Raw genomic sequence first — 19,986 nt, 5'->3', positions numbered from 1 at the left:
GAGAGAAGGGACTCATGACATGCGCGTCTATCGGGTCACGGCGGCGGCGGGGTTCGTCTGTGCCGTGTTGCTCGTGGTCAATTCCGCCCGTCGGGCCGGCTTTCTGCCCGAGAACGCCCTCACGCACGCCATCGCGCCGTTCGGGGCTCTGACCGGCTTACTCGCGATCACCGGCATCTACCTGCTCATTCGGGGTACGGCAGGCAGTCTCGGACTCGTCGGGTACGTGCTCAACTCGGCCGGGCTGGCCGGGGCGTTCGCGATCGAGTACATCCTTCACTTCGTCTTCCCCTACCTTGGCGGCGGCACCGTCACCGGACTGCTCGCCGGAGGGACCGGGCGGGCATTCCTGGTCACGTCGATCGTCCTGCTGGCGGGGGTGCTGGCGTTCAGTGCGGCGGCCATTCGGAGTGGGGCGATGCCCGTTGTGGGCATTGTGCTCTATGCCGTGGGGATGGTTCCCGGGTCGTTGCGGAATGCGGTGCCGCTGCCGGTGTACCTGCTCGGGCTGGTGGTGGCGGGGGCCGGGGTCGCGTGGATGGCGGCTCGGCTCTGGTCTGCCCAGGAGGAAGTGGTCGCTCCGTCGTCGGGGCGGGGCGTGCCATCCACCAGGTCCACCGCTGCCTGAGCGGCGGGCGTACCGCTGGCGTGGAATGGGGAGAGCCGGGCGCTGGAGTGCGCCCGGCTCTCATGTGGGGATCTGGCGGGAGATCCTGCGCCGGCGGCAGGATCTCCGCGATCAGATCTGCAGGCTCAGGGCCCGGCGAAGGCGGTCGTTCGCTCGCTTGACCTCGCGCCGCGCTCGCTGCACGCGCGTGACGCGCAGGATGAGACGCTGCTCCTCCGCCTCGCGATGGAGGGTTTGTATTCGGTCATTGACCAAGTCATGAATGAGATTCGGCACTGCCATGCTCCTCGTCGAATGAGTGCTCATTGGTTTGTTCGCTTTCTTGCTCGTAGGTGCGGTGTTCAGGCAGCGACCGGGTGCTTGCGGGGACGCCCGCGCGGACGCTTGCGGGGAACGATCGTTCCCCTGAGGATCAGTTCGCCGCCCCAGACGCCCCACGGCTCCTCGCGCTCGAGCGCGCGGGCCAAGCAGGCCTTCTGGATCGGGCAGCCGCCGCAGAGCGCCTTGGCGAACTCGACGTCCTCCGGCGACTCGGCGAACCACAGGTCAGGGTCGGTACGACAGGGGATCTTGGCTTCGTCGATCAGGTCCATGATCGTCTTCGCCCCCATCTGCTTCTCCTTTTGATCGATCTTTTTGATCTTGGTCGGGCACCTCGGAGGTGGTCGGGGATCACGGACAAACAAGAAGGCCGCGGATCCTGTGTGCGGATCCGCGGCCTGGGGGCTGCTATTTGCCGGTCAGGTTATGACCGGTGCATCCCTCCAGGGTTGCGGACCGCACAGTCCACCCTTGGTGAGCTGGTTGGTCGGCAGTTCGATACGTGCTCCGTAGACAGGAGCGCCTTGCGCGCCGAAGTGGGCTCGCGCATAGAAGGCGGCGGCCTGACTGCGGGCAGACTTCTCCTGCCGCGGCTTGGCGGGGCCATCGACGAGCCTCACCGAGTCACGGCATGCGGAGGCGAGCCACTGCATGGCCGGCATCTTGATGCTGATCACGGGGACTCACCTCCACTCTCTGGATCGTCGGAACAGGAGTGTCCGACTTGCTTGACCATGACCCTAAACCGGGAACCCTGGAACCGGCAACATATTTTCTACCTGCGATTTCGTTACATTGGGCCGCGTCCAGCTGCCCACCTGCGCCTACTTCGTCACGCGGATCATGGCTTCCTGGACGACGGAGACCACCAGGTCGCCCGACGCGGTGAACATCTCGCCCCGCGCGAGTCCCCGTGCCCCGCCCGACCAAGGGGACTCATGGGCATAGAGCAGCCAGTCGTCGGCCCTGAACGGGCGGTGGAACCACATGGCGTGGTCCAGCGAGGCGCCCATGACGTTCGAGGCGCCCCAGGCCATGCCGTGGGCCAGCAGGATCGTGTCCACCAGCGTGAAGTCGGAGGCGTACGCGGCCAGCACCACGTGCAGCAGCGGGTCGTCGGGCAGTTCGGCGTCGTAGCGGAACCACACGTTCGTCTCGGCGCTGCGCAGCTCCGGGTTCTGGTACGCCTCCCAGGTAAGGGGCGAGGCATACCGCGCGTCCACCGGGCGCGGGCGCGACAACCAGTCCCTCAGGTCGGAGTTGTCGCCGACGAGCTCGTACATCCTGTCCTGGAACGTGGGCAGCGTCTCGGGATCCGGTACGGCGGGCATCACGGACGCCTGGTGCGCCACGCCCTCCTCCTCGATGTGGAACGACGCCGACATCGTGAAGATCGCCTTGCCGTGCTGGATCGCGTTGATCCGGCGGGTCGTGAACGAGCGGCCGTCACGCAGCCGTTCGACCGTGTAGACGATCGGGATGGAGGGGTCGCCCGGGCGGATGAAGTAGGCGTGGAGGGAGTGGACGTTACGGCCTTCGGGGACTGTTCGGCCGGCTGCCACCAGGGCCTGGGCTGCAACCTGGCCGCCGAAGACGCGTTGGATGCGCTCTTCCGGGCTCCTGCCGCGGAAGATGTCCAGCTCGATCTGCTCCAGGTCGAGCAGGTCAAGCAGCTCCTTCAGCGCCTCGTTCACGATGTTCGTCCCCCTTGTGCTTTCCCGTTCTCGGACAAGTGTGACGGGTTACCCCTGTACCCCCAACGGTGGGTATGGATTGTCCCTTGTCGCGGTTTCAGGGCTGTTAAGAGGTGCGGCACAGGGAGAGGACGGCTTCGCCGTAGCGGTCCAGCTTGACCCGGCCGATCCCCGCGATCGACAGCAGCTCCTGCTCCGTAGTAGGCGCCAGCTCCGCGATCGCCTGCAGCGTGACGTCCGTGAAGATGACGTACGGCGGGATCTTGGCTTCCTTGGCCGTGGCCGTGCGCCAGGCCTTCAGGCCTTCCAGCAGGGCCTCGTCGTAGTCCGCGGGGCAGGTGGCGCAGCGGCCCAGCTTCTGTTCGGCGGCCGCCACCAGCGTCTTCGCGCATATGCGGCAGCTCACCGGGGCGGCCACGGGACGGCGTTCGCGGGGTGAAGGGGAGATCCGGGGCGGGGCCGAGATGCGGCCCGTCAGGCCGTCCAGGAAGCGGGACGGGCGGCGGGTTTTGCGGCCCCCGGGCGCGCGGGCCAGCGCCCAGGAGAGGGAGAGGTGTTCCCTTGCCCGCGTGATGCCCACGTACAGGAGGCGGCGTTCCTCCTCGATCTGGTCCGGGGTTTCCGCGTAGATGATGGGCAGCATGCCGTCCGTGAGGCCGACCAGGAAGACGGCGTCCCACTCCAGGCCCTTGGCGGCGTGCAGGGAGGCCAGGGTGACCCCCTCCACGGGTGGGGCGTGTTGTTCCGAGGCTCGGCGTTCGAGCTCGGCTACGAATGCCGGGAGGTCGGCGCCCTCCGCGGCCATGTCCTCCGCCAGGTCCGCCAGGGCCTTCAGGGACTCCCATTTCTCCCTGGCCTTGCCGCCGCCGGGAGGGGTGGGGGTCAGGCCGATGCCGGTGAGGATGTGGTGGACCTCCGCGGCCAGCGGCTCGCCGGCCGCCGAACGGGCCGCGCCGCGCAGGAGGACGACCGCATGGCGCACCTCCGGGCGTTCGAAGAAGCGTTCGGCGCCGCGCAGCACGTACGGGATCTCGGCCTTGGACAGGGCCTCCTCATAGGACTGCGACTGGGAGTTGACGCGGAAGAGCACGGCTATCTCGCGCGAGGGGACGCCCTTGTCCAGGAGTTTCCTGATCGACCGGGCCACTCCGGCGGCCTCGGCGGGCTCGTCGTCGTAGTCGGTGAACGTCGGCTTCGGGCCCTCGGGGCGTTGGGCGACCAGCTCCAGGCGGTGGGGGGATTTGCCCTTGGCTATGACGAGGTTGGCCAGGTCCACCACCTGCGGGGTCGAGCGGTAGTCGCGTACCAGCTTGATGACCGCCGCCTGCGGGTGCTCCACGGCGAAGCCCGTCAGGTAGCGGGGGCTGGCGCCGGTGAAGGAGTAGATCGTCTGGTTGGGGTCGCCCACCACGCAGAGGTCGTCGCGGCCGCCCAGCCACGTGTCGAGCAGGAGTTTCTGCAGCGGGTTGACGTCTTGGTACTCGTCGACCACGAAATAGCGGTATTGCTGGCGGATCTGCGCCGCCACTTCCTGGTGCTCGGTCATCACGGCCGCGGTCAGCTCAAGGATGGTTTCGAAGTCGACAAGGTGGCGTTCGCGTCTGATCTGCTCGTATTCCTCGTAGAGGCGGGCCACCTCTTCGGCCGGTACGGGGGGTGTGCGGTGGAATTTCGCCGCGCCCGCAACGTAGTCCTCCGGCCCAATCTGGGTGACCTTGGCCCACTCGACCTCCGCGGCGATGTCCCGCAACTCGGACCGATCGGGATTTTTCCGGATCCGGCGGCAGGCCTCCACCAGGACCGGGAGCTTGGACTCGATCACCGACGGCGCGTCGCCACCGATGACCCGCGGCCAGAAGTACGTGAGCTGACGCAGCGCCGCGGCGTGAAAGGTGCGGGCCTGCACGCCGGGTGCCCCAAGTGAGCGCAGGCGCTGGCGCAGCTCCCCGGCCGCCCGGGTGGTGAACGTCACAGCCAGTACGCTCTGCGCGTCGACGACGCCGCTGCGGACCGCGTACGCGATGCGGTGGGTGATCGCCCTGGTCTTGCCCGTCCCGGCGCCGGCCAGCACGCACACCGGCCCGCGCACGGACTCGGCGACGGCCCGCTGCTCGGGGTCGAGGCCGGTCAGGACGTCATCCACGTTGCTCATCCGTACATACTCGCAGCAGTAGCGGTCATGCACTTTATTCTGGCAACATGCGGGCCGTCGTAACTTCATAGCCGTCGAGATGCGAAGAACTGGTCTCTTCCCCCACAATGGGGCCCGACCATCTGCATGGGGGAAAGGAAGGCCGTGCGAACTGCGGTATCCGCGGGCGTGCTCGCGCTCGCTGCCGTTGTGCTCACACCCGTCGCCGCGGACGCGACCAAGGAGCCCACACCAGCCCCCTCGGCGACCAACCCCGTCGATCCTGACGGGCTCGGCGGGTTAGCCGCGGAGACCGTCGCGTACGGCTCCCACCGGCGCCAGAGCATGGACGTCTGGTGGACCCCCGACGGGCAGCAGCGGCCAGGGGTCTTCCTGATCCACGGCGGCTGGTGGTCCGGGGGTGACAAGAAGTACATGAAGGAGATCACCCGCGGCTACGCCGATCTCGGCTACACGGTCTTCAATCTCAACTACCGCCTGTCCGGCGACGCGCCCTGGCCCGCGCAGCGTACCGACGCGCTGGCCGCGATCGCGGCGGCCCGCAAGCACGCCGACAAGTGGGCGTTCGATCCGAGCAACTACGTGGTGGTCGGCTTCTCCGCCGGTGGGCACATCGCGGCGGCCGTGGGCACGTACGGCGACGGCATCAACGGTCTCAAGGGCGTCGTCGGCCTGTCGCCGATCATCTCGCCCCTGCGCGCCTACACCGAGGGCGAGAAGTCCGCCGACCCCAACAAGCGCAAGCTCCGTACGGCCGCCATCCGCCTGGCCGGAGGCTGCTCGCCCAAGGGCAAGTGCTCGCGGGTGTGGGCCAGCATGGAGGTGGCCTGGCACGCCAGCCGCAAGGACGCCCCGATGCTGACCGTGCATTCGGAGAAGGAGTTCGTGCCGCCGGCGCAGAGCCAGGTGCTCAAGCAGATGCTGGGTCAGGTTGGGGTGCCCGTGACGGTGCTCACCGCGCCGGGGATCAACCACAGCAATCCGCTCTATCGCGAGCCGGGCGTGGCCGAGCGCGTGCAGGCCTGGATCGCCGAGCGCATCGGATAGGGATACCGGCACCCGGTTGGGGATTAACCGGGCAGCCCGCGTTGTTGCACGGAGCGCTTGATTTCCTTACCTCGGAGGGATTTCCCAACATGGCGCTCACGGTCTACAGCACCACGTGGTGCGGCCCCTGCAAGCGGCTCAAGTCCCAGCTCGCCCGCGAGGGCATCAGCTTCGACGAGATCGACATCGAGCGGGACCCGTCGGCCGCCGAATTCGTGATGAGCGTCAACAACGGCAACCAGACCGTGCCGACCGTGGTGATCGAGACGCCGAGCGGGCGCGTCGTGCGGACGAACCCGTCGGCCCGCGAGGTCAAGGCCCTGCTCGAAGCGGCCTGATCACCAGTCGCCGGTGAGCTCGCCGCCGTACCAGGTCTCGATCAGGCGGCGGGCTATCGACACGGGAGGCGGCAGGCGCAGCTCGCCCGACTCCAGCGCCGCCGTCAGCTCGGCGCGCGAATACCAGCGCGCCTCGGCGATCTCCTCCGCGTCGGGCGTCAGCGTGGTCGTGGTGGCCTCGGCGAAGAAGCCGAGCATGAGGCTGCGCGGGAACGGCCACGGCTGGCTCCCCAGGTAGCGCGGGTTGACGACGGTGACGCCGACCTCCTCGGCCACCTCCCGGGCGACGGCGTATTCGAGCGACTCCCCCGGCTCCACGAACCCCGCCAGGATCGACAGGCGCCCTTCCGGCCACTGCGGCCCGCGGGCCAGCAGGCAGCGGTCGTCCTCGTCGCGGATCAGCATGATCACGGCGGGGTCGACGCGCGGGAAGTGCTGGCTGGCGTCCCGCGGGCAGACGCGGATGTGGCCACCGGCCCTGATGTCGGTGTGGGAGCCGCAGCGCGGGCAGTATTCGTGGCTCGTGTGCCAGGCCTCCAGCGCCACCGCGTAGACCAGCAGGCCCGCGTCGCGGTCGCCGAGCAGCCCCCCGACCTGGCGCAACCCGGCCGCCACCGGCTCGCCCTCGGGCGTGTCGCGCAGGCTCATCGGGATCGTCACGCGGCCGTTGACGTCGCCCTTGGGGATGCCCGGCAGCGGCGCGGCCACCGCGAAATAGGCGACTCCGTCCTCGACGCCCAGCAGGTAGCGCGGCCCCGGTGGCGCGTCCGCAGGGGTGAACAGCACCGCCTGCACCTCATCGCCCACCCGGCGCACCAGCGTGTGACCGTTGTCGATCACCAGCACCCTGGCCGCGGGGTCGGACCACGCCTGCTCCAGCCACTGGTCGTCGGCACGCAAGGCCGAGGATCTGTCGATGGTGCCGCGTGCCAGAAGTAGTGGTCCGATGAGTTGCTCTTCCGCCGTGCTCGCCACTGGCCGACCCTCCCCAATTCCCATGTCATCCTATGACCTCGCAGTTAGCCGCCGATTAAGGTATCCGGACCCCGCGGTGATCTCTCTGGGGCTAAGATCGACGAGTTAGGTTAGCCTTACCTGATTCTGTCCGGGGGTGCCTTCGCGTTGCGGCTCTACCTGACCGCGCTCAAACCGACCGATTCCGTGACGGACGGCTTCCTGCCCGCGGCTCGTGCTCTGGGGTGCGAGGTGACGATCCTGACGGATCGGCCGGAACGGCATCCTCATGCGGTGGCCTGCGACGTACACGATCCGCGGGCCCTGATCGACGCCATCGAACATCTCGGCAGGCCGGATGCGATCTTCTCCAACTCCGACCATCTGCAGACGGAGACCGCGCTGGCCGCGTCCTATTTCGGGCTGCCCGGAAAGGATTGGCGGGCGTGCGCGTCCGCCAAGAACAAGTTCCTGATGCGTCGCCGGCTCCTCGAGGCGGGGGTCGAGCAGGTTTTCTCGGTACGGCTCGCGCCCGGCGATCCGGTGCCTGCGCACGTGCCGTATCCGGTCGTGCTGAAACCCCGCGAAGGGGTGGCCAGCGAGGACGTCCGGCTGGTCGAACGGGATCTTCACTCCGCCGTGGCCGAGGTCAGGCGGCGGCGGCCCGGGGAGGCGCTGGTCGTGGAGGAGTACCTCGAAGGGCCGTTGCGGACGCTCGAGACCCTGGGGGACTCGGCTGGGGTGCGGGTGCTCGGGGGGTTCGAGACGACGTTGGGGGCTTTGCCGTACTTCGTGGAGGAGCGGCTGGACTGGGCGCCTGATGGGCCGCACGAGCAGGTGCTGGGGGCTTTGCGGGCGTTGGGGGTGGGGTTCGGGGCCTGCCACACCGAGTACGTGGTCACCGCCGACGGGCCTCGGGTGGTCGAGGTGAACTACCGGGCGATCGGCGATCATTGCGACTTTCTGCTGGGGGACGTGCTCGGGGTGCCGATATTCGAGTGGATCCTGCGGGTGCATCTCGGGGAGCAGGTGCCGCCCGTTCCGGAAATTTCCGGATACGGGAGCGCGGTCAGCCTCGTCGCGGACCGGTCGGGGACGGTCAAGGCGGCGCCCGGGCACGAGTCCGTCGTCAGCGGTGACGTGCGGCTCTGGCATCGGCCGTTGCGGGCGGTCGGCGATGTGGTCTCGATCACCCATACGAACCGGGACTACTTGGGGGTCGTCCGGGCCGTCGGGCCTGATCGGGGACGGGTGGACGCGGCCATCGAGGGCTTTCGCGCCGTTCGGCCCTGGGTGGTCGAATGAGCGGCCGGGAGGCCTATCTGGCCGCTCGGGTGCTGGACGCTCTCTTGCGTGAGGACTACGGGGGGTTGTCCGCGCGGATCGCCAGGACCAAGGACAGCGTGGGGTTGCCGCTGGCCGACGGGCGGTGGGTACGGCTTTCGCCCGGTGTGCTGTTCCAGGACTTCGTGGTCGCCGACGGGGAGCGGCTGGGGCTGGAGCAGGTGCTGGAGACGTTGGTGGACGTTTCCGACCCGGCGGACGCCGAAGGGGTTTCCGCGTTCTTCGAGGAGTGCCTGGCGGCGTTGGCGGCTCTTGAGTTGCATGACGCGCAGGTGGGTGAGGTGCTCGGGCGCAGGCCGTCTTATGAGGCGTTGGCCGCTTTCGTGGATCATCCGGTTTATCCGACTTCTCGGGCGCGGCTCGGGCTCTCGGCGGACGAGTTGCCAGCGTATGCGCCGGAGTTCGCGCCGTCGTTCGAGTTGCGGTGGGCGGTGGTGCCGCGCCGTGCGCTCGCGCCGGGCTCCGCCGCGCGACTTCCGATCGATGGTCCGGGCGCGTGCGAGGCCGATGAGGTGCTGTTTCCCGTGCATCCGCTGGCCGTGGGCGAGGTACGGAAGATCGACGGGGTACGGGTGCTGGACCAGGCCGCGATCACCGTGCGGCCCACCCTGTCCATGCGAACCGTCGAGGTCGGCCCGCGCCTCCATCTCAAGTTGCCGCTGCCGATCAGCACCCTGGGCGTGCGGAACCGGCGCTCGATCAAGCCGGGGACACTCGCCGACGGGGCGAAGGCCGAGTTGCTGCTGCGGGAGCTGGCCGACCCGGACGTGCTGCCGGCCGACGAGCAGGTCTATGCGGAGGCCGGGCACGAGTATCTCGCTTGGATGGTCAGGCGGCTGCCCGAGGGGAAGATCGTGCCGGTTGCCGCCCTGACCATCCCTAGGGTGCTGGACGAGCTCGGTGACGTGCTTCCCGCCTATCTGGGGTTGCTGTTTCGGTGGAACGTACGGCTCTTCGTGCGGTACGGCGTCGCGCTCGAAGCCCATCAGCAGAACCTCGCCCTGGTCTTCCAGGGTGATCGCATGCGGCTGCTGGTCAAGGACAACGACGGGCTGCTCGCGTCCCCCTCCAGGCTGGCCGCCGCCGGGGTCGAGGTGCCCGACTTCGCGGACGGGCGGATGTTGACCGACGATCCGCACGCGCTGGCCGACGTGTTCGTGACCATCACGCTGCACCTGGCCGCCGCCTCGGTGGTCTTCGGGGCGTTGCCGCAGGCCCGGGCGGCGGCCCTGGTGCGGGACACGCTGGCCGAGGCGCTCGACGAGTACGGCGACGACCCCATGGCCAGGCTCCTGCGCGCCAGGACGCTCGACGCGGCCCGGCTGACCGGCAAGTCCATGATCACGGCGGGGACACTCGTGGCCAAGGAACGTTCCGGCGCGCGTGACATCAACAAGTTCTACGGCACCAGCGGGCCCAACTATCTGAGGAGAACTTGAATGCCGAGCTCCGACGGATTGGCCATCGACGCGCCCTCCGCCCTGGCCGAGGAGGCGACGCTGGCGGCCCTGCTGCGCTGCTGCGTGCGGGAGTTGGCCGGGCCGCGCGGCCTGGTCTGGCCGGCCCCGCCGTACCTGCTGCTGCGGGTGGCGGGCACGCTGCTGCGGGCCCGTACGCACGGTGGCGCGGCGCTGCGCTTCGACGGCCTGCCGGAACGTCTCGACGGCGGCGCCTGGCAGCCGTTGATGACAGACGATCTGGTACGGCTGGTCGAGGCCGACCTGGGCGAGCGGGATCGAAGGAGTGCGAGCGGCCCCGGCCGGCTGGACGCGGGGCGCAACGGGGAGTTCGCCAGGCAGGTGGCGGCCAGCCGGGATGCCGTGGCCGCGATCCTGCGGGGCCGGGCCGAGGGGGTGCCGCCCGCCGATCCGTGGCTGGCCTCCGAGCAGGCGCTGGTCTACGGGCATCCGTTCCATCCCAGCCCCAAGGCGCGCGGCGGGGCCGACTGGTTGCGGTACGCGCCGGAGACCCATGCCGAGTTTCCCGTCAGGCTGCTCGGCGTGCGTGACGACGTCCTGGCTGCGGAAGGTGACGTGTCGGCGCTGGATGCGATGGGGGTGGCGCCTGCCGGGTATCGGGTGTTGCCCGCGCATCCTTGGCAGCTCGAACTGTTGCGGCCCGCCATCGGCGCCGAGCTGGTCGATCTGGGGCCCGGGCCCGTGGTGATGCCGACTTCGTCGGTACGGACCGTGTACGCGCCCGAGGCGGAGGTGTGCCTGAAGTTCTCCCTGGATGTGCGGATCACGAACTGTGTGCGGAAGAACGCCTGGTACGAGCTGGCCGGGGCGGTGGAGCTGACATCACGACTTACGCCGATATTTGGGGAAATATCGGCTAGGCATCCCGCCACCCGCTGGCTCCCCGAGCCCGGCTACCGGTCGGCCGCCCTCGGCACCAGGCTGCACGAGGGCCTGGGGGTGATCGTCCGGCAGAGCCCCTGGGCCGCCTGCTCGCCGGGCGTGACCCCGATCCTGGCCGCCGCCCTCGCCCTGGACACCCCGGTCCGGGCTCTGGACACGCCGGTCTGGGCTTTGGGCGCCCCGGCCCGGGATCCGCTCGCCTGGTGGTCGGCGTACGTCACCGTGGTCGCGTTGCCGGTTCTGGAGCTGTATTTCGCGCACGGCGTCGTACTGGAACCCCATCTCCAGAACGTCCTGGTCGGCCTGGACGCGTCCGGGCTGCCCGCGCAGGCCGTCTTCCGCGACCTGGAGGGCACCAAGCTGGTCGCGGGCCGCCACGACCTCGACGGCCTGCACCCCGACGTGGCCCGGGCCCTGGCCTACGACGCCGAACGCGGCTGGGCCCGGGTCGTCTACTGCCTGCTCGTCAACCACCTGACCGAGATCGCCGCCACGCTCGCGGGCCCCGACGACGACCTCCTGCGCGGGTTGTGGCGAACAGCCCACGCGCTGCTCATGGAGCAGGCCGACCACTTGGGATGGCCGCTGCCGCTCTCCGACCTGTTGGCGGGAGCGCCGCTGCCCGCCAAGGCGAACCTGGGCGTGCGCTGGGCCAGGGCGGCCGACCGCGCCGCCGGGTACGTGCCGATCGCGAATCCGCTGGCATGATCGCCGCACGCATCCGGGACGCCGCGCTGAGCCTGCCCGAGGTCCCCGCCTACCTGTACGACCTGCCCGCGCTCGACGAGCACGCCGCTTCCGTGCGGCGGGCGGTGGGGGCGACGGAGCTGTACTACGCCGTCAAGGCCAATCCGGACGCCGAGTTGCTGCGCGTGCTGGCCGGGCACGTGGACGGGTTCGAGGTGTCGTCGGGGGGCGAGCATGCGCACGTCACGGCCCTGTTTCCGAGCAAGCCGGTCGCCCTCGGCGGTCCCGGCAAGACCGATGCCGAGTTGCGCCTGCCGCACCACCGCATCCACGTCGAGTCCCCGAACGAGCTGCGCCGCCTCCTCGCCACCGGCCTGCCAGCCGACGTGCTTATCCGGATAAATCCGGACCTGCCGGTTGAGGGCGCGGCCCTCACGATGAGCGGCCCCTTCGGCATGGACGAGCAGGGTGTGGCGGAGTGCCTGGCGTTGTTCACCGATCGGGTACGGCTGCGCGGCGTGCACACCCACCTGGCCAGCGGCCTGGACTCCGCCCAGCTGATCAGGCTGGCGGAGACGTTGCTCGACAACGAGTACGAAGAGGTCAACCTGGGCGGCGGCATGGCGGTCTCCTATGCCGCGCCCGAGTCCAGGTTCGACTGGGCGGCGTACGGGGCCCGGCTGGAGGCGCTCAGAAAGGGTCGGCGGCTGCGAATCGAGCCCGGCAGGGCGTTGACCGCCTACTGCGGCTACTACGTCACGAAGATCGTGGACGTGAAGCGCGTGCGAGGCGAGACCTATGCGATCGTCCTCGGCGGCACCCACCACCTGCGGACTCCGGCGACCAAGGGCCACGACCAGCCCTTCACGATCCTGGCCACGGGGGGCGGTCAGGGCGTGACCGATGAGCCGATCACCTTCGTCGGCCAGCTATGCACCCCAAAAGACGTTTTTTCCCGAAAAATCCGGACCTCGGCCCGCATCGGAGACACGGTGGTCTTCGAGATGGCCGGCGCCTACGCCTGGAACATCTCCCACCACGACTTCCTCATGCACCCGAAGCCGGCGTTCCACTACCTAAGAGTCTGACTCCTTCGATGAGCGCGACCAGCCCGTCGGCGTCGAGGAGATTGACCGGGCGCACGGTCCTGTTCGAGCGTACGTAGTGGAAGGCCGCCCCCACCTTCTCCAGCGGCACGCCCGCCAGGTGCGACCAGGCCAGCCGGTACGCGGCCAGTTGCACCGACGCCGCCCTGGCCGCCTTGCCCTTGGGCGGTTCCCCGGTCTTCCAGTCGACCACCTCGTAACCGCCTTCCGGCAGCTCGAACACGGCGTCCATCCGCCCGCGCACCAGCCGATCGGCGATCATGGTCTCGAACGGCACCTCGAGATCGACCGGCCGCCGATCGGACCATTCGCTCTCCTCGAACCGCTCCTGCAGCTCGGCGAGGCGTACATCCGCCTCTTCGAGCTCGTCGTACAGCTCGATGTCGTCGATCAGCCGCTGCTGGTCCCAGCGCGTCTCCAGCCACTTGTGGAACGACGTGCCGCGACGCGCCAGCGGCGCGGGCTTGGCCGGGACCGGCCGGCGGATCCTGCGGGCCAGCTCGCGGGGGTCGGCGGCCAGCGTGACCAGCGACGACACGGTCAGCTTGGACGGCAGCTCGACGATGGTCGCGGCCCTGCGATGATAAAGCTCGCGTTCGCGCAGCAGCAGGTCGGTGTCGCGTTCCCAGGCCCGCAGGCGCTCCTCCTCGAACGCCCGCAGCGGCTCGTCCTCGTCCTCCGCGGCAAGTGCCCCGGCCAGGGCGTCCTCGACCAGGCGGGCGCCGTCGAGCACCGACTCGTAGCGCAGGCCCTCGGGCGTGACCGGCCAGGTGGCCTCGGCGGGCTCGGCGAGCAGCGGGTTGGTGGCGCCTTCGGCCAGGTCCTCGGCCCAGAACGAGACGCGGTCGGCGGTGTCGCGGATCTCCAGCAGGAAGTCCGACGGCGCCAGGGGCTTGGTGGCGGTGCCCCAGCGGTAGCCGGAGGCGATCAGGTGGTAGTGGGCGCGGGTGACGGCGACGTACGCGAGCCTGCGCTCCTCCATCAGGTCGCGGTCGCGGCAGAGCTCGTCGAACGCGCCCAGCTCCTCCTTGCTCAGCCCGCTCAACCTGGGCAGGTCGGGGGCGTCGCCGCGCAGGGAGTAGGGGAGTTTGCGGGGGTTTTCGGTCCAGCGGCTGTTCATGACCGGCGTAGCGGGGAACATGCTGCCTGTCGCGATCGTCCCCTTCGAGCTGACGAGCTGCGACAACCCCGGCACCACCACGATCGGCCACTCCAGGCCCTTCGAGGCGTGCACGGTCATCAGCTTGACGCTGTTGCTCTCGCCGACCCGGCCCGCCTCCAGGCCGAACTCCTCACTCTCCGCCGCCTGCAGGTAGGCCAGGAACGCCCCGAGCGTCGGATCCTCCGAGTCGCCCGCGAACCTGGACGCCGCGTCGAGGAACGCGTCGAGATCGGCCCGCGCCGCGAACGCGCCCACCGAGCCGCTGCGCGCGGCCACCTCGATGTCCAGGCCGAGCCTGCGCTCGACCTCGGAGATCAGGTCGGGCAGCGGCTGGGCGGTGTGCGCCCGCAGCTGGCGCAGCTCGTGGGCGAGCGCGACGAGCCTGGTGCGGGCCAGCGGCGAGAACGTCTCCAGCCAGCCCTCCCTGTCCGGCAGCTCGTCCAGCGCGTCGACCAGACTGCCGCGCTCCTCGGCCATGTCGGCCACCACCTGGTTGAGCGGGTCGTCCTCGCGGTGGCTGTCGCGCAGCTCGCGGGCCAGCTCCCTGGCGTGCTCCCCCAGCGTCCGCAGGTCGGCGGGCCCGATCCGCCAGCGCGGCCCGGCCAGCAGCCTGGCCAGCGCGTCACCGGCCGTCGGGTCGTAGAGGACGCGGAGGGTGGCGACGATGTCGTTCACCTCGGGCACGGTCAGCAGGCCGCCGAGACCGACCACCTCGACCGGGATGTCGCGCTCTTCGAGCGCTCTGCGCAGCGCCGGGAACTGCGATCGTTTCCTGGCCAGGATCGCCACGTCCTGGGGTTGTACGGCGAGCGTCTTCTTGCGTTCCTGCTCGCCCCAGGGCAGGCCGTCGGGGGCGACCTCCTGGCCGAGGATCTTGCGGATCCCTTCGGCGATCCACTGCGCCTCGTCCTCGGCGGTCTCGTGGAAGGCGCAGGTGACGCGGCCCCGGTCGACCCGGTTGGGGCCGGGGACCAGGACCGGGACCTCGCGGGCCTCCATGCGGAGCGGGAGTTGTACGCGGGCGGCGACGTCGAGGACGCGGTCGCCGTTGCGGAAGCTGACGCTGAGCTGGCGGATCTCCGCGGGATCACCCGAACTTGTCCGGAAATCTCGGGAAAAACGGCGAAGGTTGCCTGCCGAGGCGCCGCGCCAGCCGTAGATCGACTGGCACGGGTCGCCGACGGCGGTGACCGGGTGGCCGCCGCCGTAGAGCGAGCGCAGCAGGACGAGCTGGGCGTGGCTGGTGTCCTGGTATTCGTCGAGCAGGACCACGGAGTAGCGGGAGCGCTCGATCTCGCCGACTTCCTTGTGGTTCGCGGCGATCCTGGCGGCCAGCGACATCTGGTCGCCGTAGTCGATGACCTCGCGGCCACGCTTGAGCCGTTCATACGCCTCCACCAGAGGCAACAACTGCTCCCTGGCCGCCTGGACGTTGAGCGGCTTGCGCTGGGCGAGCGTCGTCCTGCCCGGGAGCAGCGCGTACCTGTCGTTGAGCCACTCCCCCACCCGCCGCACGTCGGGGGCGGTGCGCAGGTGCTCGGACAGCTCGCCCGCGAGCTCCAGCACCGCGGCCGTGACCGACGGCGGGCCCAGCTCGATCTTGTCCATCGGCCCGTCGTACATCGCCACCACCCGCGACGCGAGCTGCCACGACACGGCTGGGGTGACCAGGCGCATGGTCGGCTCCAGGCCCTCGCGCAACGCGTGGTCGGTGACCAGGCGGGCGGCGTAGGCGTGGTAGGTGGACACGGTCGGCTCGTTGTCGAGCGCGCCCGGCTCGACCAGGCCGGCCTCCGCCAGGCCGTTGAGCCGCTCCCTGACCCTGGTGGCCAGCTCGGCGGCGGCCTTGCGGGTGAACGTCAGGCCCAGCACGTTTTCCGGTTTGACCAGGCCGTTGGCGACCAGCCAGACCACCCGCCCGGCCATGGTCTCGCTCTTGCCCGAGCCCGCTCCCGCCATGACGACCATGGGCTCCAGCGGGGACTCGATGACGACGGCCTGCTCGCGGGTGGGGGGCAGGACGCCGAGTTTGCCGGCGAGCTCGACGGGGTTCAGCACACCTGGCCCCCGTTGTCGTTGACCGGGCAGCTCACCCTGGCCACGCAGGTGCGGCAGCCGTCGTTGACCTTGGCCTGGAAGAACGGGCCCGACATGCCGATCGCCACCGTGTCGACCAGGTCCTTGGCCCAGCCGGGGTCCTTGTCGTCGGCCAGCGCGCCCTGTGACTGCTCCTGTGCGTCGTTCTTGCCCGCCGCCTTGCCGAGCTGCACCAGCGCGGCGCCGCCCGGCTCGGTCATGCCGTGCCGCGCGAACGCCCCCAGCAGCGCGGCGAGCTGGTAGACGCCGAGCTGCGGGTGGCGGTCGAGGTCGCCCGCCTTGGGCTTGGAGCCGCCCGTCTTGAGGTCGATGATCACCGCACGGTTGTCCGAGTCGCGCTCGACGCGGTCGACGCGGCCCTTGATCTGTACGCCCTCCGAGACCACCGCGGTGAACGCATCCTCCAGCGCCACCAGCTCGCGCGGATTCTCCTTGTGCCAGCGCAGGAACTTGCCGATCATCTGCTCGGCGACCTGGCGTTGCTTGCGGTTGTACCAGACACCGCCGAAGTCGAGGTCGTTCCAGATCTGGTCGAGGCGGTCGGCCAGCAGGTCCTCGCTGGGCAGATCGGTGGCCGCCAGGACGGCCAGGGCGTGGATGATGTTGCCCAGACCCTGCGCGGTGCTGGTGCCCGCGGCGCCGACGGCCGTCTCCAGGAGCCAGCGCAGGCCGCACTTGGTGAAGCTCTCGACCGCCGAGGGCGAGATGCTGACGATGTCATTGGGCCAGCTCAGGGGGCGGTCGTCGGAGATGGGGGTGAGGGCGTACCAGTCGTTGGGGTGGGCGCCCTGGACTCCGGCGGCGGCCAGGCGGGCGAGCTGCTGCGCGGCCTTCTGCCGGATTTTTGCGGATTTAGTGGGATCGGTCACGGCGCTGCGGAGGTCGGCCACCAGCGCGGACATGTTCAGCCAGCGGGCCCGGTCGTCCACCGTGGCCGACTCCACCGCGCCCGGCATCAGCTCCGACAGGAACCTGGACGGCCGCTCATCGGTGTCCTCGCCGCCCACCGCCGTCACCACCAGCCTGTGCCTGGCCCTGGTGGCGGCCACGTAGAACAGCCTGCGCTCCTCGGCCAGCAGCTTGGAGGCCAGCGACGCGGCGCTCGGCTCGGCGCCCTCGACCACCTCGACGAGGTCCTCGGCGCCCAGCATCGACCCGCGCAGGCGCAGGTCGGGCCAGACCCCCTCCTGTACGCCCGCGACCACGACGACGTCCCATTCGAGGCCCTTGGAGCGGTGGGCGGTCAGCACGCGCACGGCGTCGCCGTCGGGAGCCCGGTCGGCCAGGGTGTCGCCGGGGATCTCCTGGGCGGCCAGGTCGTCGATGAACACCTCCGGACCCGCCTTGGGCATCCGGTCCACGAATCTGGCCGCATGGTCGAACAGGGCCACCACGGCGTCGAGATCGCGGTCCGCCTGGGCTCCCCTGGGGCCGCCCGCCAGGCTCAGCTCGGTCCAGCGCTGGGACAGGCCGCTGGCGTTCCATACGGCCCACAGGAGGTCTTCCGCGGTGCCCTGCTGGAGTGCGGCCTCTTTGGCGGCCGCCAGGAGCTTGGCCACACGTTCGGCAGGGAGGGCTATGTGGGGTTCTACGCGGGTGAGCTCGCGGGCGTCCTTCACGGCCGCGACGAGCAACTCACCCGACGAACGCGCCTCGAACGGCAACGGGGTCTCGGCTGACGGGGGCTCGGCCGGGGTGTCCTCGGTGGGCTGCTCGCCGGCGGCCTCGTTCTCGGCGATCTTGAGGGCGCGGCGGAGGCGGCGTACCCCGATCATGTCCGTGCCGCCGAGCGGGCCCGTCAGCAGTTCCTCGGCCACCCCCTCGTCGAGCTGCGCGGGATCGAGCGCCACCTTGAGCATCGTGAGCAGCGGGCGTACGCCGGGCTCCTGGGCGATCGGCACCTCGTCACCCGCGATCATCGTCGGCACGCCCGCGGTGACCAGCGCCCGCCGCAGCAGCGGCACCTGCCGCTTGGCCGAGCGGACCAGCACCGCCATCCGGCGCCACGGCACCCCGTCGATCAAGTGGGCGCGCCGCAGCGTGTCGGCGACGATGGCCGCCTCCTGGCTGGTGCTGTCGGCCAGCAGCACGCGCACGTCACCGGCCTCCACCTCCGGCAGCGGCGCCAGGTCACGATGGCCGTGCTCGTGCCCGTAGACGTGGTCGGGCCTGGGGGCGACGGGCAGCCGGGCCGCCACCCGGCGGGAGGCTGTGAGCAGCTCCGCGCCGCTCCTGCGGCACACCCGCAACGCGAGCACGGGGGCGTCGCGGCCGTCGCGGGTCTGGAAACGTTCGGGGAACTTCATGACGCCCTGGACGTCCGCGCCCCTGAAGCCGTAGATCGACTGATCGGGGTCGCCCACCGCGACCAGGTCACGCCCGTCGCCCGCGAGCTGGGCGAGCAGGAGCTCCTGCGCCGGGTCGGTGTCCTGGTATTCGTCCACGAACACCACGTCGTGCGCGGCCCGCTCGCGCTCGCGCACGTCCGGCCTGGCCAGCAGCGCGGAGGCGGCGCCGATCAGCTCGGCGTAGTCGTAGGTCTCCTCAGGGTCGAGGTCGAACCTGTCCTGGTAGCGCTCCGCGAACCGGCCGGCCGCCACCCAGTCGCTCCTCCCGTGCTGCCTGCCGAGCGCGACCAGCCGATCGCCGTCCAGCCCGCGTTCGTTGGCCCTGGACAGGAAGTCGCGCAGCTCTTCGGCGAACCCGCGCGTCTTGAGCGGCTCGCGCAGCGACAGCGGCCACCCGGGCGCGCCGTTCTCCAGCTCGCCGTGCAGCAGCCGCCGGATCTCCAGTAGCTGCTCCGGGCCGGTGAGCAGGCGCGGCGGGGCCTTGCCCGCGAGCACGGACTCGCGGCGCAGGAGCGTGTACGCGTAGGAGTGGAAGGTCAGGGAAAGAGGCGTGCGGGTGGTGCGGCGCAGGCGGCCGGTGACGCGCTCGCGCAGCTCTCCGGCGGCCTTGCGGCTGAAGGTGAGGATGAGGACGCGCTCGGGGTCGAAGCCGCGGCGCTCGATCCTGTCGACGACGCTCTCCACGATCGTGGTGGTCTTGCCGGTGCCTGGACCTGCGAGAACGAGGAGGGGTCCGCTCTGGTGTTCGACCACGGCACGCTGGTGCTCATCGAGCACAGGGGGCTCAACTGGGCCGTCGTTGCCACGACGCACCAACCGCCAGGTCTGACCACTCACAACACTAGATTCCACCAGACCACAGGGGTAGATCGTGCCGACTTGCCCGGTCTCCCCACGCGATCCGCCTACGGTATCCGCGCAGATATCAGGATTCTTCGCGACACGCCGGGCCCGATGTTCGCCACCAGCGTTGTCCACTTTGCGATATATCTTGACATCCGATTGACGCGATATATCGTGTCAATCAAGGTCCACGAGCGGAGGGGAGACCAGGTCATGACCGGCAAGGGGTACAAGGGTGTGGGCATGGAGGGCGCGATCGCCCGCTGGTACGCGACCAACACCGGCAAGGACGTGGCGAGGTTCGAGGAGAAGGTCGATGACGTGCGACGGCTCGCGAGGCAAGGCGGCAAGATCTTAGAAGTGGCCCCTGGGCCCGGCTACCTGTCCATCGCCCTCGCCAGGACCGGCGACTACACGGTCACGGGGCTCGACATCAGCGAGACCTTCGTCCGGATCGCCCGGGACAAGGCCGCCGAGGCCGGGGTCGAGGTCGACTTCCGGCTCGGGAACGCCTCGGCGATGCCGTTCGACGACGAGAGCTTCGACTTCATCGTCTGCACTGCCGCGTTCAAGAACTTCTCAGACCCCGTCGGGGCGCTCCAGGAGATGCACCGGGTCCTGCGGCCCGGCGGTTGCGCGCTCATCAGCGACCTGCGCAAGGACGTGTCCAAGGAGGCCGTCGACGAGGACGTGGCACGGATGGGGGTCAGTGGGTTGTCCAAGGTGTTCACCCGGTACGTGCTGCGGTCGGTGCTGCCGCGGCGGGCGTACCTGAAGAGCGAGTTCGAGGCGCTCATTTCACACACCGCCTTCCACACGTACGACATCCAGTTGTCGCCGCTGGCGTTGGACGTCGAACTCCGGAAGTGACCTTGGCTGAATCGCGGGATTCCACGCATACGGAA

16 protein-coding genes are annotated in these 19,986 nt (G+C 69.9%); 8 read left to right on the top strand and 8 right to left on the bottom strand.

The features are described from left to right. Window positions 1–19: 19 nt before the first annotated feature. The gene (locus ACFLIM_RS12880) at window positions 20–628 is read left to right on the top strand and encodes a hypothetical protein (protein ID WP_393164786.1); all 609 of its coding nucleotides are present in this window, start codon (window positions 20–22) and stop codon (window positions 626–628) included. Between the two features lie 111 nt (window positions 629–739). Here ACFLIM_RS12880 and ACFLIM_RS12875 read toward each other — a convergent pair whose 3' ends face one another. From ACFLIM_RS12875 to ACFLIM_RS12855, 5 genes are all read right to left on the bottom strand, one after another. Further along, on the bottom strand, window positions 740–904 hold the full coding sequence (locus tag ACFLIM_RS12875) for a hypothetical protein (protein WP_393164852.1): 165 nt from the start codon (window positions 902–904) through the stop codon (window positions 740–742). Between the two features lie 65 nt (window positions 905–969). Then, window positions 970–1,239 carry a WhiB family transcriptional regulator gene (locus tag ACFLIM_RS12870; RefSeq protein WP_080045300.1) on the bottom strand — a complete coding sequence of 90 codons (270 nt, stop codon included), beginning with the start codon at window positions 1,237–1,239 and terminating at the stop codon, window positions 970–972. Window positions 1,240–1,368: 129 nt separating this feature from the next. Continuing rightward, window positions 1,369–1,626, bottom strand: coding sequence for a hypothetical protein (locus ACFLIM_RS12865; protein ID WP_393164784.1), 258 nt, complete (start codon window positions 1,624–1,626; stop codon window positions 1,369–1,371). Between the two features lie 147 nt (window positions 1,627–1,773). Next, window positions 1,774–2,643 (bottom strand): acyl-CoA thioesterase II, encoded by an 870-nt coding sequence (gene tesB / locus ACFLIM_RS12860; protein ID WP_393164782.1) that lies wholly within the window; start codon window positions 2,641–2,643, stop codon window positions 1,774–1,776. Between the two features lie 106 nt (window positions 2,644–2,749). Further along, the gene (locus tag ACFLIM_RS12855; protein WP_393164780.1) at window positions 2,750–4,795 is read right to left on the bottom strand and encodes an ATP-dependent DNA helicase UvrD2; all 2,046 of its coding nucleotides are present in this window, start codon (window positions 4,793–4,795) and stop codon (window positions 2,750–2,752) included. Window positions 4,796–4,939: 144 nt separating this feature from the next. On the opposite strand from ACFLIM_RS12855, the gene ACFLIM_RS12850 reads away from it, so the two are divergent. Together ACFLIM_RS12850 and ACFLIM_RS12845 are read left to right on the top strand one after the other, a co-directional pair. After that, the gene (locus ACFLIM_RS12850) at window positions 4,940–5,842 is read left to right on the top strand and encodes an alpha/beta hydrolase (protein WP_393164778.1); all 903 of its coding nucleotides are present in this window, start codon (window positions 4,940–4,942) and stop codon (window positions 5,840–5,842) included. Window positions 5,843–5,931: 89 nt separating this feature from the next. Beyond that, complete coding sequence (locus tag ACFLIM_RS12845) at window positions 5,932–6,180, top strand: mycoredoxin (RefSeq protein WP_393164776.1); 249 nt, start codon at window positions 5,932–5,934, stop codon at window positions 6,178–6,180. On the opposite strand, the gene nudC is transcribed toward ACFLIM_RS12845, so the two are convergent. Further along, the gene (gene nudC, locus ACFLIM_RS12840; protein ID WP_393164774.1) at window positions 6,181–7,179 is read right to left on the bottom strand and encodes an NAD(+) diphosphatase; all 999 of its coding nucleotides are present in this window, start codon (window positions 7,177–7,179) and stop codon (window positions 6,181–6,183) included. A gap of 123 nt (window positions 7,180–7,302) precedes the next feature. Between nudC and ACFLIM_RS12835 the strand changes: the two genes are divergently transcribed. From ACFLIM_RS12835 to ACFLIM_RS12820, 4 genes are read left to right on the top strand one after another with little or no spacing between them, the layout of a single operon-like run. Continuing rightward, the gene (locus ACFLIM_RS12835; RefSeq protein ID WP_393164772.1) at window positions 7,303–8,439 is read left to right on the top strand and encodes a siderophore biosynthesis protein; all 1,137 of its coding nucleotides are present in this window, start codon (window positions 7,303–7,305) and stop codon (window positions 8,437–8,439) included. Further along, a complete protein-coding gene (locus ACFLIM_RS12830) occupies window positions 8,436–9,917 on the top strand; it encodes an IucA/IucC family protein (protein ID WP_393164770.1) in 1,482 nt (493 codons plus the stop codon). Before ACFLIM_RS12835 ends, ACFLIM_RS12830 begins: the two co-directional genes overlap by 4 nt. Next, entirely contained in the window at window positions 9,918–11,546 is a 1,629-nt protein-coding gene (locus tag ACFLIM_RS12825) for an IucA/IucC family protein (RefSeq protein ID WP_393164768.1), read from the top strand. Continuing rightward, window positions 11,543–12,613 (top strand): type III PLP-dependent enzyme, encoded by a 1,071-nt coding sequence (locus tag ACFLIM_RS12820; RefSeq protein WP_393164766.1) that lies wholly within the window; start codon window positions 11,543–11,545, stop codon window positions 12,611–12,613. The genes ACFLIM_RS12825 and ACFLIM_RS12820 overlap by 4 nt, the downstream gene beginning before the upstream one ends. On the opposite strand, the gene ACFLIM_RS12815 is transcribed toward ACFLIM_RS12820, so the two are convergent. Then, window positions 12,573–15,851 carry an ATP-dependent helicase gene (locus tag ACFLIM_RS12815; RefSeq protein ID WP_393164764.1) on the bottom strand — a complete coding sequence of 1,093 codons (3,279 nt, stop codon included), beginning with the start codon at window positions 15,849–15,851 and terminating at the stop codon, window positions 12,573–12,575. The two genes, ACFLIM_RS12820 and ACFLIM_RS12815, sit on opposite strands and share 41 nt — an antisense overlap. Beyond that, window positions 15,845–19,015, bottom strand: a complete 3,171-nt coding sequence (locus ACFLIM_RS12810; protein ID WP_393164762.1) for an ATP-dependent helicase — start codon at window positions 19,013–19,015, stop codon at window positions 15,845–15,847. The genes ACFLIM_RS12815 and ACFLIM_RS12810 overlap by 7 nt, the downstream gene beginning before the upstream one ends. Window positions 19,016–19,294: 279 nt before the next feature. Here ACFLIM_RS12810 and ACFLIM_RS12805 point away from each other — a divergent pair, with 279 nt between their 5' ends. Next, window positions 19,295–19,951 (top strand): class I SAM-dependent methyltransferase, encoded by a 657-nt coding sequence (locus ACFLIM_RS12805; protein WP_393164760.1) that lies wholly within the window; start codon window positions 19,295–19,297, stop codon window positions 19,949–19,951. Window positions 19,952–19,986 lie beyond the last annotated feature (35 nt).

Source organism: Nonomuraea marmarensis, assembly GCF_043197025.1.
Taxonomy (GTDB): Bacteria; Actinomycetota; Actinomycetes; order Streptosporangiales; family Streptosporangiaceae; genus Nonomuraea; species Nonomuraea marmarensis.
Note: the sequence above shows the minus strand (reverse complement) of the source record. Positions and strands in the feature narration are given on the sequence as shown.

Excerpts from the sequence above, each read along its gene's own strand:
- ACFLIM_RS12880 (WP_393164786.1), top strand. The coding sequence starts at position 20 with ATGCGCGTCTATCGGGTCACGGCGGCGGCGGGGTTCGTCTGTGCCGTG.
- ACFLIM_RS12870 (WP_080045300.1), bottom strand. The coding sequence starts at position 1,239 with ATGGGGGCGAAGACGATCATGGACCTGATCGACGAAGCCAAGATCCCC.
- ACFLIM_RS12855 (WP_393164780.1), bottom strand. The coding sequence starts at position 4,795 with ATGAGCAACGTGGATGACGTCCTGACCGGCCTCGACCCCGAGCAGCGG.
- ACFLIM_RS12845 (WP_393164776.1), top strand. The coding sequence starts at position 5,932 with ATGGCGCTCACGGTCTACAGCACCACGTGGTGCGGCCCCTGCAAGCGG.
- nudC (WP_393164774.1), bottom strand. The coding sequence starts at position 7,179 with ATGGGAATTGGGGAGGGTCGGCCAGTGGCGAGCACGGCGGAAGAGCAA.
- ACFLIM_RS12830 (WP_393164770.1), top strand. The coding sequence starts at position 8,436 with ATGAGCGGCCGGGAGGCCTATCTGGCCGCTCGGGTGCTGGACGCTCTC.
- ACFLIM_RS12825 (WP_393164768.1), top strand. The coding sequence starts at position 9,918 with ATGCCGAGCTCCGACGGATTGGCCATCGACGCGCCCTCCGCCCTGGCC.
- ACFLIM_RS12820 (WP_393164766.1), top strand. The coding sequence starts at position 11,543 with ATGATCGCCGCACGCATCCGGGACGCCGCGCTGAGCCTGCCCGAGGTC.
- ACFLIM_RS12805 (WP_393164760.1), top strand. The coding sequence starts at position 19,295 with ATGACCGGCAAGGGGTACAAGGGTGTGGGCATGGAGGGCGCGATCGCC.